8 protein-coding genes are annotated in these 12814 nt (G+C 72.5%); 6 read left to right on the top strand and 2 right to left on the bottom strand.

Annotated elements, in window-relative coordinates; all coding sequences use genetic code 11:
* The first annotated feature begins 10 nt into the window (after nt 1–10).
* The 3 genes from OG207_RS29940 (at nt 11) to OG207_RS29930 (ending at nt 5009) form a co-directional block, all read left to right on the top strand.
* Nucleotides 11–1633, top strand: a complete 1623-nt coding sequence (locus tag OG207_RS29940) for a multicopper oxidase family protein (RefSeq protein WP_329102611.1) — start codon at nt 11–13, stop codon at nt 1631–1633.
* Nucleotides 1634–1782: 149 nt separating this feature from the next.
* Complete coding sequence (locus OG207_RS29935) at nt 1783–3183, top strand: hypothetical protein (RefSeq protein WP_329102609.1); 1401 nt, start codon at nt 1783–1785, stop codon at nt 3181–3183.
* Nucleotides 3184–3254: 71 nt separating this feature from the next.
* Nucleotides 3255–5009: an NAD+ synthase gene (locus OG207_RS29930; RefSeq protein ID WP_329102607.1), complete on the top strand. Its 1755-nt coding sequence runs from the start codon at nt 3255–3257 to the stop codon at nt 5007–5009.
* A 106-nt stretch (nt 5010–5115) separates the two neighbouring features.
* Here OG207_RS29930 and OG207_RS29925 read toward each other — a convergent pair whose 3' ends face one another.
* Nucleotides 5116–6144 carry an endonuclease/exonuclease/phosphatase family protein gene (locus tag OG207_RS29925; RefSeq protein ID WP_329102605.1) on the bottom strand — a complete coding sequence of 343 codons (1029 nt, stop codon included), beginning with the start codon at nt 6142–6144 and terminating at the stop codon, nt 5116–5118.
* 288 nt (nt 6145–6432) lie between these two features.
* Here OG207_RS29925 and panB point away from each other — a divergent pair, with 288 nt between their 5' ends.
* The 3 genes from panB (at nt 6433) to OG207_RS29910 (ending at nt 9295) form a co-directional block, all read left to right on the top strand.
* Entirely contained in the window at nt 6433–7302 is an 870-nt protein-coding gene (panB, locus tag OG207_RS29920; protein ID WP_329102603.1) for a 3-methyl-2-oxobutanoate hydroxymethyltransferase, read from the top strand.
* 119 nt (nt 7303–7421) lie between these two features.
* Complete coding sequence (locus OG207_RS29915) at nt 7422–8447, top strand: ATP-binding cassette domain-containing protein (protein WP_329102601.1); 1026 nt, start codon at nt 7422–7424, stop codon at nt 8445–8447.
* On the top strand, nt 8444–9295 hold the full coding sequence (locus OG207_RS29910; RefSeq protein ID WP_329102600.1) for an ABC transporter permease: 852 nt from the start codon (nt 8444–8446) through the stop codon (nt 9293–9295). Before OG207_RS29915 ends, OG207_RS29910 begins: the two co-directional genes overlap by 4 nt.
* Before the next feature lie 56 nt (nt 9296–9351).
* On the opposite strand, the gene OG207_RS29905 is transcribed toward OG207_RS29910, so the two are convergent.
* On the bottom strand, nt 9352–12759 hold the full coding sequence (locus OG207_RS29905) for an AfsR/SARP family transcriptional regulator (RefSeq protein ID WP_329102599.1): 3408 nt from the start codon (nt 12757–12759) through the stop codon (nt 9352–9354).
* Nucleotides 12760–12814 lie beyond the last annotated feature (55 nt).

Genomic DNA, 12814 nt, shown 5'->3' with positions numbered 1-12814 from the left:
AGGTGCTCCCATGCGCTCTCTTCCCACCCGTCGCACCGTGCTCGGCGCATCCGCGGCCGTCCTCGGCACCGGTCTGCTCACCGCCTGCTCCGGTTCCCCCGGAGCAGCCGGCTCCGGGGGCTCCGCCGGCTCCGGCCACGGCTCAATGAACCACGGCGGCTCCGCCGGGAACGTGCCCGAGGGGTACGTGGACCCGGCCGGACCCGAAGTGCAGGCCGCCGAGGCCGCCCGCAAGGCCACCGGCCCGCTCACCGAGGTCAAGGTGACCGCCACCGCCACCCCGCTCGACCTCGGCGCCGGCATCACCGTCCGCTCCTGGGCGTACGGGGACAGGGTGCCGGGCCAGGAGGTCCGGGCCACCGCGGGCGGCACGCTCGCCCTCACGCTGGCCAACAACCTCCCCGAGGCCACTTCCCTGCACTGGCACGGCCTCACCCTGCGCAACGACATGGACGGGGTCCCGGGGCTGACCCAGCGGGACATCGCCCCGGGCGCGTCCTTCCCGTACAGGTTCGCCGTCCCGAACCCGGGCACGTACTGGTTCCACCCGCACACCGGGGTCCAGCAGGACCGCGGCCTGTACGGCCCGCTGATCATCGAGGACCCCAAGGAGCCCCTCTCCTACGACAAGGAGTGGGTGGTGGTCCTGGACGACTGGATCGACGGGGTGGACGGAGCCACTCCGGACGCCGTCCTCGCCGAGCTCCGCAAGGGCATGAACGGCAACGGCGGAGCCCACGCGGCCCGCGGCCGGAGCGCCTCCCCCTCGCCCTCCCTCTCCTCCGGCGGCGCCAAGAAGCGCTCCTACGTCGCCATGGGCGGCCACAGCGACTACCTCGGCGGGGACGCGGGCGACGTCGTCTACGCGTACTACCTGATCAACGGGCGGGTGGCGGACGACCCTTCGGTCCTCACGGCCGAACCCGGCGACCGGATCCGGCTGCGGATCATCAACGCCGGCGGGGACACCGCCTTCCGGATCGCCCTCGGCGACCACGAACTGACGGTCACCCACACCGACGGCTACCCGGTGGAGCAGACGAGGACGGGATCACTGCTGCTGGGCATGGGCGAGCGGTACGACGTCCTGGTCACGGCCAAGGACGGGGTGTTCCCCCTCACCGCACTCGCCGAGGGCAAGGAGGGTTCGGCGCTCGCCGTGCTGCGCACCGGGTCGGGAACGGCGCCGACGGCCGCGACCCGGCCGGCCGAACTGGACGCGCCGCCGCTGATGGCGGACGCGCTCAGGGCTGCCGAATCGGTCGCGCTGGCCCCGCGCGACCCGGACCGTACGGTGCAGCTCCGACTGACCGGCAGCATGACCAACTACAACTGGGCCTTCGACGGCAAGCCGTACACGCCCGACCAGCGGCACCCGGTGAGGGCGGGCGAGCGGGTCCGGCTGGAGTTCGCCAACGCGACGCCCATGTGGCACCCGGTCCACCTGCACGGGCACACCTTCGCGCTGGGCGGGCAAGAGGGCGGGGCGCGCAAGGACACCGCGATCCTCCTGCCGGGGCGCAGGCTGACGGTGGACTTCGACGCGGACAACCCCGGGTTGTGGATGACGCACTGCCACAACGTCTACCACTCGGAGTCCGGGATGATGACGGTGCTCGGCTACCAGCTGTAGATCACGGCCGGCCCCGCCCGACCCCCGGTCCCGGGCCGGGCGGGGCGGGGAAGCGGGCACGCGGGCAGGAATTCGGGGCGGCCCCGGGCGCGAACATGACACCCTTGCGGTGATCACGACTGCCGCGACAAAAGGACGCCCCCGCCGGTATGAGCACCCCGCCGAACCCGCCCAGCACTCCCGTCGGTCCGCCGACCGAGCCGGCGGGCAGCCCGACACCCGAGACGGAATCCATACCGGCACCCGCGCAGCCGCTCTCGCTCGACAAGACCCTGGCCGCCCCGGCAACCCCCGAGGCACCGGAAACCTCCGAGGCACCCACCGAGCCGCTCTCGCTCGACAAGACCCCGACCGCCCCGGCAACACCCGAGGCACCGGAAACCTCCGAGGCACCCACGGAGCAACTCTCACGGGACGAGACCCCGGCGACCCTCGAAACACCCGCGCAGCCGCTCTCACTGGACAAGACCCCGACCGCCCCGGCAACCCCCGAGGCTCCGGCGCAGACGCCCTCGCCGGAGAAGACCCCGGCAACTCCTGAGGCTCCAGAGGCGGCCCGGGCACCCGAGGCGCCCGCCGCAGCCGCCCCGGAGCCGGCTCCCGCCCCGTCGTCGTTCGCCCCGCCGTCGCCGCCCGCTCCCGCTCCCGCCCCGGCGGCCGCCTTCGGCACACCTGCCGCACCCGGCGCACCTGGCCACACGTGGGGCGAGCCCACCCCGGGCTTCCCCGGAACCACGCACCCGGGATACCCGGGGTATGCCGGATACCCCGGATACCCCCAGGCCGCCCCGAACAACAACGGCCTGGCGGTCGCCGCCGTCATCACCGGCGGCTTCGGCCTCTTCTTCGGCATCATCCCGTTCCTCTTCTGGCTCGGCACCCTGCTCGCCGCCGTCGGCGCGGGCCTCGGCATCGGCGGTATCGTCCGCGCCAACAAGGGCGCCCCGAGGAAGTCGATGGCCGTCGTCGGCACCGTCCTCGCGGCGCTCGGCCTGTTCGCCTCGGTCGGCGGCTTCTTCCTCACGGCACTCGTCGTCGACCGGGCCGACCACCACATCGACCGGCAGATCGAGGAGGAGTGGGGGCCGGACGGCGACTACCCCAGCAGTGAGCCCTGGCCCTCCAAGTCCCCGTCACCCACCCAGGTGCCCGGCCTGACCAGCGCGCTGCCGTTCGGCGAGACCTTCACCTACCCGAACGGCATCAAGGTGAGCCTCTCGACCCCGACGAAGTACGAGGCGAAGGGCGAGTACTCCCGCGAGAGGATCAAGAACGCGGTCCAGCTCACCGTCACCATCACCAACGGTTCGTCCTCACCGCACGAAGTGATCTACGCCGTGCCCAACGTCCGCGACGACCAGGGCATGGCCGCCGAGATGGCCTACGACTCCGGCAACGTGCCGAAGATGATCAGGGGCTCGATCCTGCCGGGCGAAACCGCCAGCGGGATCCTGGCCTTCGAGGTCCCCAAGGGCACCAAGAGCATCACCGCGGACATCTCCCCCGGGGTCATGCTCGACAACGTGAAGTACGCGGGCCCGATCCGCTGACGGAACGTCACCGGACGGGAAACAGACGGGGCCCAGGACATCGCGTCAGAAAGACGATTACACTGGGCCCCGTGCCTCAACTTCGACTCGCTCTGAATCAGATCGACTCGCACGTCGGCGACATCGCCGCCAACGCCGACTCGGTCGTCCACTGGACCCGGCACTCCGCCGAGCAGGGCGCCCACCTGGTGGCGTTCCCGGAGATGATGCTGACCGGGTACCCCGTCGAGGACCTCGCCCTGCGCGGTTCCTTCGTGGAGGCCTCCCGTACCGCGCTGCGCGAGCTCGCGGAGCGGCTGGCCGCCGAAGGCCTCGGCGAGCTGCCGGTCGTCGTCGGCTACCTCGACCGCACCGAGCGGGCCGTGCCCCGCCTGGGCCGCCCGGCGGGCTCCCCCGAGAACGCGGCCGCCGTGCTGCACCGCGGGCAGGTCGTCCTGGGCTTCGCCAAGCACCACCTCCCCAACTACGGCGTGTTCGACGAGTTCCGGTACTTCGTGCCGGGCGACACGCAGCCGGTGATCCGGGTGGGCGGGATCGACGTGGCCCTGGCCATCTGCGAAGACCTCTGGCAGGAGGGCGGCCGGGTCCCGGCCACCCGCTCCGCCGGGGCCGGGCTGCTGATCTCCGTGAACGCGTCCCCGTACGAGCGCAACAAGGACGACCTGCGGCTCGAACTGGTCCAGAAGCGGGCCCAGGAGGCCGGCTGCACCCTCGCCTACCTGGCGATGATCGGCGGCCAGGACGAGCTGGTCTTCGACGGCGACTCGATCGTCGTCGACGCCGACGGACAGGTCATCGCCCGCGCCCCGCAGTTCTCCGAGGGCTGCGTCCTGGTCGACCTCGACCTGCCGGCCGCCCGCCCCGACGCACCCGAGGGCGTCGTGGACGACGGGCTGCGCATCGAGCGCGTGATCCTCTCCGAGGAGCCCGTGGAGCCGTACGAGCCGGTGGTCACCGGCGGTTACGCCGACCGGCTCGACGACGACGAGGAGGTCTACGACGCACTGGTCGTGGGACTGCGCGCCTACGTCAAGAAGAACGGGTTCCGCTCCGTCCTGATCGGGCTCTCCGGCGGCATCGACTCCGCGCTCGTCGCCGCGATCGCCTGCGACGCGATCGGCGCGCAGAACGTCCACGGCGTCTCGATGCCCTCGAAGTACTCCTCGGACCACTCCCGCAGCGACGCGGCCGACCTGGCCGAGCGCACCGGGCTGAACTTCCGGACCGTCCCCATCGAGCCGATGTTCGACGCCTACATGGGCTCGTTGGGCCTGACCGGCCTGGCCGAGGAGAACCTCCAGTCCCGACTGCGCGGCACCCTGCTGATGGCCCTGTCCAACCAGGAGGGCCACATCGTGCTGGCCCCGGGCAACAAGTCGGAGCTGGCCGTCGGCTACTCCACCCTGTACGGCGATTCGGTGGGCGCGTACGGCCCGATCAAGGACGTCTACAAGTCGGACGTCTTCCGGCTCGCGGAATACCGCAACCGGGCCGCCGCCGAGCGCGGTGAGGTCCCGCCGATCCCGGAGAACTCGATCGTGAAGCCGCCGAGCGCCGAACTGCGCCCGGGCCAGGTGGACACGGACTCGCTGCCCGACTACCCGGTGCTCGACGCGGTCCTGGCCATGTACGTGGACCGCGACCAGGGCCTGGACGCGATCGTGGCGGCCGGCTTCGATCCGGAGCTGGTGGCCAAGACCCTGCGGATGGTGGACACGGCGGAGTACAAGCGCCGCCAGTACCCGCCGGGCACGAAGATCTCCGCGAAGGGCTTCGGCAAGGACCGCCGGCTGCCCATCACGAACGGCTGGCGCGAGCGGGCGTAGCCGCCACGGGACGCCCCCGAACGCGCGGGGACGCCCCCGGCGGACACGGCGCGGCCCCGGTCGCTCTCCGAGGAGAGCGACCGGGGCCTTCGCCCGACCGCGTCCGTCAGGGCTTCACGGTGACCCGGGCCGCGACGGGAAGGTGGTCGCTGCCGGTGCGGGGCAGGGTCCAGGAGGCCTCCGGCCGGATGCCGCGGACCATGATCTGGTCGATCCGGGCCATGGGGAACTCCGCCGGCCAGCTGAAGCCGAAGCCATCGCCGGCCGCGCCCTGGGTGGAGCGCATCTGCGAGGTGACCTCGGACAGGGCGCGGTCGTTCATGGTTCCGTTGAGGTCGCCGAGCAGGATGACCCTCTTCAGCCGTTCGGCGGCGAGCGCGGCGCCCAGCGCGCCGGCGCTGTCGTCGCGCTGGTTGGCGGTGAAGCCGGCGTTCAGCTTGACCCGGACGGAGGGCAGGTGGGCGACGAAGGCGGCGACCTCCCCCTGGGGGGTGGTGACGGTGGCGCGCATGGCCCTGGTCCAGCCCATCCGGATGTCGACGGGCGCACTCGCGGTGATCGGGTACTTGCTCCACAGGCCGACGGTGCCCTCGACGGAGTGGTACTTGTACACGGCCCCGAGGGACTTCTCGTAGACGGGCACGGCGCTGCCCTTGAGCTCGGTCAGGGCCAGGACGTCGGCCCCGGACCGGGCGACCGAATCGGCGGTGCCGCGCGGGTCGGCGTTGTCGGCGTCGACGTTGTGGGTGGCCACCACCAGGTTGCCGCCGGAGCCGGACTTGTCGCTGATCAGGCCGCCGAAGAGGTTCGCCCAGACCGCGGCCGTCAGCAGTACCGCGAGGAGCGCGGTGGCGGACTTCCGGTAGACGGCCCCGGCCAGCAGGAACGGGACGACCAGACCCAGCCAGGGCAGGAAGGTCTCGGTGAGGCTGCCGAGGTTGCCCACGTCGTTGGGCAGCTCCGCATGGAAGATCATGACGAGCGAGATCAGTACGGCGATCCCGGCGAGGACCCAGCCCCGCCGCCAGGTTCCGGGGTCCTTGCGCAGTACGGTCAGCCGGCGCCGGAGGCGGGTCCCGGAGGGCTCGGACTCCGAGCCGCCGTTCCCCGAATCCGTCATGTACGCCTGTGCCATACCACTGCCCTCACTGCCGCGCTCGCGCTCCGTCCCCGCCCCTTGACCCTAGGCGATGAACCGGAGCCTTCCGTGCCGTACGTCACGACCGTCGGTCACGGTCGTACGTCCGGGAGGACGAACGGCCGTGCGCAGAGGGTTCCGCTTGTCACGAAACGCGCACATTGGACCCCGTGGCGGGGCTCGCGCCACGGACCACTACCGCCTTTGCCCGCGTGGATGCCACCATGGGGGGTGAGTCCGGGGACGTCGTAAGGGCGCCTCGAGATGACACAAGGAGCAGTTGCAATGACGCCTGCCGTTTCGCCTGCCCGCGAACCCGCATCCGCGGCCTCCGCCACCCTGTACGGGGGCACGGGCACCCGGCGCATCACCGTCCGCGACCTGGCCCTCGCCAAGGAACGCGGTGAGAAGTGGCCCATGCTCACCGCCTACGACGCGATGACCGCGTCCGTCTTCGACGAGGCCGGCATCCCGGTCATCCTCGTCGGCGACTCCATGGGCAATTGCCACCTCGGCTACGACTCCACCGTCCCGGTGACGATGGACCAGATGTCCATGCTCTCGGCGGCCGTCGTGCGCGGCACGAGCCGTGCGCTGGTCATCGGCGACATGCCGTTCGGCTCGTACCAGGAGGGCGCGGTGCAGGCCCTGCGCAGCGCCACCCGCCTCGTCAAGGAGGCCGGGGTCGGCGCGGTGAAGCTGGAGGGCGGCGAGCGCTCGCTGGCCCAGACCGAGCTGATCGTGCAGTCCGGCATCCCCGTCATGTCCCACCTGGGCCTGACCCCGCAGTCCGTCAACGCCATGGGCTACCGGGTGCAGGGCCGCGGCGACGAGGCCGCGCACCAGCTGCTGCGCGACGCGAAGGCCGCTCAGGACGCGGGAGCGTTCGCGGTGGTGCTGGAGCTGGTCCCGGCCGAGCTGGCCGCCGAGGTCACCCGGTCCCTGCACATCCCGACGGTCGGCATCGGCGCGGGCGCGGAGTGCGACGCGCAGGTGCTGGTGTGGACCGACATGATGGGCCTGACCGGCGGGAAGATGCCGAAGTTCGTCAAGCAGTACGCGAAGCTCCGCGAGACCATGACCGACGCGGCGAAGGCCTTCGCCGAGGACGTGATCGGTGGATCGTTCCCCCAGGCGGAGCACGCCTTCCACTGATGGAGTGAGCGCCGGACCGACGGCCCGCCGACCGCGTGTCGGCGGGCTGTCGTACGTCTGTCGTACGTTTGTCGGTCGGCTGTCGGTGCTTTGTCAGTGGCGGCTGGTCCCATGAGGACATGACGCGAAACGACAACAAGCCCAACGCCGTGGAGGTACGGGGGCTCGTCAAGCACTACGGCGAGACCAAGGCCCTCGACGGTGTCGACCTGGACGTACCGGAGGGCACGGTCCTCGGGGTCCTCGGCCCCAACGGTGCCGGCAAGACCACGCTGGTGCGCTGCCTCTCCACCCTGATCGTCCCGGACGCCGGCACGGCGACCGTCGCCGGCTTCGACGTGGTCCGCCAGCCACGGCAGCTGCGCCGCACCATCGGCCTCACCGGTCAGTACGCCTCGGTCGACGAGAAGCTCTCCGGCTGGGAGAACCTCTACATGATCGGGCGGCTGCTCGACCTCTCCCGCAAGGACGCCCGCCGCCGCGCGGACGAGATGCTGGAGCGGTTCTCGCTGACCGAGGCGGCCAAGAAGGCCGCCGCGAACTACTCCGGAGGCATGCGCCGCCGGCTCGACCTCGCCGCCTCGCTGATCGGCAATCCGGCCGTTCTGTACCTGGACGAGCCGACCACCGGTCTCGACCCCCGCACCCGCAACGAGGTGTGGGACGAGGTCCAGCGCCTGGTCGCCGAGGGCGCCACGGTGCTGCTCACCACCCAGTACATGGAGGAGGCCGAGCAGCTCGCCAGCGAGCTGACGGTCATCGACCGCGGCAAGGTCATCGCCAACGGCAAGGTCGACGAGCTGAAGGCGCGCGTCGGCGGCCGCACCCTGAGGATCCGCCCCGTGGACGCCTCGGACCTGCCGGGCATGGCCCGCGCGCTGGCCGAGACCGGACTGGACGGAGTGGCCGGCAGCCAGGCCGTACCGGACGAGGGCGTGCTGCTGGTCCCGATCCTGAGCGACGAGCAGCTGACGGCCGTCGTCGGCCTGCTGGCCGCCCGCGGGTACGCCATCGCCGACCTCGGCACCTACCTGCCCAGCCTCGACGAGGTGTTCCTGGCCATCACCGGCCAGAAGCCCGTCTCCGCCGAGGCGACGACACCTGCGGGCGTTCCCACCGAGAAGACCGAGGAGGTCGCGGCATGAGCACCGTAACCACGACGAAGCCCGCCCCCACCGCGCCCGGTCCGGCCCCGGTGGCCGCCCCGCACGGCGAGGGCCGGATCGGCCTGCGGGGCAACCTGCGGCACATCGGCGCCCTGGTACGCCGCAACGCCCTGCAGATCAAGCAGGATCCCGAGTCGATGTTCGACGTCGTGTTCATGCCGATCATCTTCACGCTGCTGTTCGTGTTCGTCTTCGGCGGCGCGATCTCCGGCAAGGGGAACCAGGCGGAGTACGTCAACTACGTGGTCCCGGGCCTCATGGCCATGATGGGCATGAACATCGCCATGGGTGTCGGCACCGGGGTCAACGACGACTTCAAAAAGGGCGTCATGGACCGGTTCCGGTCGATGCCCATCGCCCGGTCGTCGGTGCTCATCGCCAAGATCGTCGTCGAGCTCGGCCGGATGATGGTGGCCATCGCCATCCTGCTCGCCGTGGGCTTCCTGCTCGGCCTGTCGATCAAGGGTCCGGTGCTGGGCCTGTTCCTCGCCATCGGGCTGTCGGCCGTCTTCGGCGCCTCGCTGATGTGGATCTTCGTCCTCCTCGGCCTCACCCTGAAGACCCCGCAGGCCGTCCAGGGCATGGCGATGATGGTCCTGATGCCGCTGCAGTTCGGCAGTTCGATCTTCGCCCCGCCCACCACGATGCCGGGCTGGCTGCAGTCCTTCACGGACTACAACCCGCTGTCGAACCTGGCCGACGCGGCCCGCGCCCTGATCAACGGCCTTCCGGTCGGCGACTCGGTGTGGATGACCCTGATCTGGTCGCTGGCCATCACCGCGGTCACCATGCCGCTCGCGGTACGGAAGTTCCGCCAGAAGACCTGATCCGCGGACCGATCCGTTCGGATCGCGTCCCGGACGGGCACCGGCCGGGGGCCGGATCAGATGAGGGCGGTGGCCTCCTCCAGGGAGAGGCCACCGCCTTCGGCGTACGCCTTCTCATAGCCGGCGTCGCCCAGCGCGGCCCGGGCCAGCTCCTGCGCGAGGGCGTGGTCCTCGCGCTCCGTCGTGACCGGGAAGTGCGCGGGCGGCAGCTGCGCCCGGTAGGCGCCCAACAGCCTGGCGGCGTCGTACTCCCGGCGCGGGCCGCCGAGCGAGACCAGCGAGAGGGCCGCTATCAGCAGGTAGACAGCGGGCATCTGCGGGGCCACCATCCGCGCCATCGGGTCGATGACGGTGACCATGCCCCGGCGCAGCCGGTCGAGGGCGTCCTCGTGCAGCCCCTGCCGGTTGTCGAGCCAGGCCATCGTGGCGAGCAGGAAGCCGTCGAAGATGGCGAACGCGCCGAAGGCGAACTCGTCCCGCAGCATCTGCAGCTGGTCGCGCGCCTCGGAGATCCGTCCCGTACGGCCGAGGATGCCCGCGAAGAACATCCGGGCGGCGGGCATGGCCTCGTTGCCGTACCGCTGCACCGTCGCGGTGATCTCGGTGAGGATCTGCTCGGCCTCCTCGATCCGGCCGGCCTCGGTCAGCGTCCCGGCCATCCGTACGCGCAGCACCGTCACCTGGGCCATGGCGCCGAGGCGTTCGGCGTAGGCGATGGCCTCCTGGTAGTCGCGGGCGGCCAGTGCGTACTCGCCGCGCTTCTCCCGGGCCTCGGCGCGGGCGGACAGCGCCTCGGCGCAGCCCCAGGCATCGCCGAGTTCGCGGAACAGGGCCAGGCTCTCGTCGGCGTCGCGCGAGGCGTCCCCGGCCCAGTCGGCCCGGTTCGCGAGGATGTTGGCGCGCAGCTGGAGCGCGGAGGCCAGTTCCCAGCGGTAGCCGAGCTCGCGGGCGGTCGCGACGGTCGCGTCGACGACCCGCTGGAGCAACCCGGGGTCGCCGGCGATCATGACGGCGTAGATCCACAGGGAGGCGGGGGTCCGGCAGGTCTGCGGCAGTCCGGGCCGGTAGGTCGCGAGGACCCCGTCGATCAGGGCGCGGACCGAGGGGGTGTTCCAGGTCTCGTTGGTCTGGTCGCGGGAAGCCAGCAGAACCAGGTTGAGGGCGCGCCAGCCCTCGGTCCGCGTTTCGGCGGAGTAGGGCGGCGGCGTGTCGACGAGCCGTTCGTAGACGGGCTCGGCGGGGACGAAGGGCGGTTCGAAGGGGTTGGGGCCGAGGGCGGCGGCGGCCTCGGCCCAGTGCCGGGACTCGGAGCGCAGGTCGTGCATGTGCCAGTACCAGCCGAGCGCGTGGACCAGGCACAGGACCTCGTCGGTGTCGCGGACGGCGACGGCCCGGCGCAGGGCGGTGCGCACGTTCTCGTACTCGGTGTCGAGCCGGTCGGTGGCCGCCCGCTGGCCGTGGCCGCGCAGCAGCGGCTCGGTGGTGCGGGCGAGCTCCCGGTAGTGGACGAGGTGGCGGTGCTCGGTGGCCTCGCGGTCGCCGCCGGCCTCGGCGAGGCGTTCGGCGGCGTACTCGCCGACCGTCTCCAGCAGGCGGTAGCGCATGCCGCGGCCGTCGGATCCGGGGGTGGCCACGACGAGGGACTTGTCGACGAGGGAGCCGAGGACGTCGGCGGGGTCGTACGAGGCGTCGCGGGCGGGGCCGGCGGGGTCGTACGAGGCTTCGCGGGCGGGGTCGGCGCAGACGGCCTCGGCGGCGGCGAGGTCGCAGCCGCCGGCGAAGACGGACAGCCGGCGCAGGACGGTGCGTTCGGCTTCGTCGAGCAGCTCCCAGGACCAGTCGACGACCGCGCGCAGGGTCTGCTGGCGGGGCAGGACGGTACGGGCACCGCTGGTCAGGAGGCGGAAGCGGTCGTCGAGGCGGTCGGCGATCTGGCGCGGGGTGAGCAGCCGCAGCCGGGCGGCGGCCAGCTCGATGGCCAGCGGCAGACCGTCGAGGCGGGTGCAGATCTCGGCGGCCGCGGCCGGGTCCTCCTCGATGGTGAACCCGGCGCGGGCTGCGGCCCCCCGGTCACCGAGCAGCCGCAGCGCGATCGGATCGGGCAGCGGTTCCACCGGGCGCAGGGACTCCCCCGGGACGCCGAGGGGTTCGCGGCTGGTGGCCAGGATCCGGACGTCGGGGCAGTGCGTGAGGAGGCGTTCCGCGAGGGCGGCGGCCGCGTCGATGACGTGCTCGCAGTTGTCGAGCAGCAGCAGGAGCCGGCGTCGTGCGCAGTGCTCGGCGAGCCGGTCGAGGGGGTCGTCCCCGGCGCGTTCGGTGAAGGCGCGCAGTTCGTCGGCGGCGGCGCCGCGCAGCTTGGTCTCCCGGGCCCCGAGCGCGGCGAGGGCGGCTTCGGCGACGTCTTCCGGGTCGCCGGGGCCGTCGATGGGAGCGAGCTCGACGAGCCAGACGCCATCGGGCCAGGCGCTCTCGTCCTGGGCTTCGGCGGCCTCCTGGCACAGCCGTGTCTTGCCGGCGCCGCCGGGTCCGAGGAGCGTGACGAGGCGGGCCCGCGCGAGGTCGTCCCCGATGGTGCGGATGTCGTCCTCACGGCCGACGAAGGTGGTCAGGCGCGCCCGAAGGTTTCCCGCGGACGCGGGGGTGGGGGCGGGGACGGGGGCGGGGGCGGCCGGGGGCGCGCCGCCGACGGCCGCGGTGGTAGCCGCGCTGGCCGTGGCGGTAGCGGCGGTGGCCGCGGTGGTCGGCGGCTGCGCGTCCGAGGTCAGCAGTTCGGCGTGTAGGGCCCGCAGTTCCGGGCCCGGGTCGGTGCCGAGCCGGTCGGACAGCTCCCGGCGCAGGCTGTCGTACTCGGCCAGCGCCTCCGCCGGGCGGCCCGCGTCGCGCAGGGCCCGGATGCGCAGGGCGTGCAACGACTCGTCCAGCGGCTGCTGCGCGCACAGTGCGGTCAGCTCCGGAAGGCACCGCTCCGCCTCGCCCATGGCCAGGGCCGCCGCGAGCCGACCCCGGCGCGCATCCATCCGTACGGCCTCCCAGCGCGCGGCCTCCGCAGCCGGGTCCGGCAGGTCGGCGAGGGCCGGTCCGCGCCACAGGGCGAGGGCCTCCTCGTACAGGGCCGCGGCCTCGGCCGGGTCCGGCGCCCGGCCGCCGGCCCGGACCAGCCGCTCGAAGCGGTACAGGTCGACGTCCTCCCGCTCGGCGACCAGTTGGTAGCCGCCTTCGGCGGACCGCACGGCCGTGTGCCCGAGCGCCCGCCGCAGCCGGGCGACCAGCGCCTGCAGGGCCGCCACCGCGTCGGCCGGCGGATCGCCGTCCCACACCTCGGCGACGAGCAGCGGAGCGGGCACCACCCGCCCCGGTCGCAGCGCGAGCGCTGTCAGGAGCGCCCGCAGGCGTGCTCCGCCGACGGCGACGGGGCTCCCGTCGTCGTGGATGGCCTGGGCGGTTCCGAGGATCGCGTAACGCACCGGCCCATTGTCCCCGTACCCGGCCCGGGACCCGCACCGTTTTCCGTTCGGCCTG

Source organism: Streptomyces sp. NBC_01439 (assembly GCF_036227605.1).
In the GTDB taxonomy this organism is placed as follows: Bacteria; Actinomycetota; Actinomycetes; order Streptomycetales; family Streptomycetaceae; genus Streptomyces.
This window is presented reverse-complemented; position numbering and strand designations above follow the sequence as displayed.

Bases quoted from the DNA above. Each gene is read 5' to 3' on its own strand.
- OG207_RS29915 (WP_329102601.1), top strand. From the start codon at position 7,422: ATGACGCGAAACGACAACAAGCCCAACGCCGTGGAGGTACGGGGGCTC.
- OG207_RS29910 (WP_329102600.1), top strand. From the start codon at position 8,444: ATGAGCACCGTAACCACGACGAAGCCCGCCCCCACCGCGCCCGGTCCG.
- OG207_RS29925 (WP_329102605.1), bottom strand. From the start codon at position 6,144: ATGGCACAGGCGTACATGACGGATTCGGGGAACGGCGGCTCGGAGTCC.
- panB (WP_329102603.1), top strand. From the start codon at position 6,433: ATGACGCCTGCCGTTTCGCCTGCCCGCGAACCCGCATCCGCGGCCTCC.
- OG207_RS29940 (WP_329102611.1), top strand. From the start codon at position 11: ATGCGCTCTCTTCCCACCCGTCGCACCGTGCTCGGCGCATCCGCGGCC.
- OG207_RS29935 (WP_329102609.1), top strand. From the start codon at position 1,783: ATGAGCACCCCGCCGAACCCGCCCAGCACTCCCGTCGGTCCGCCGACC.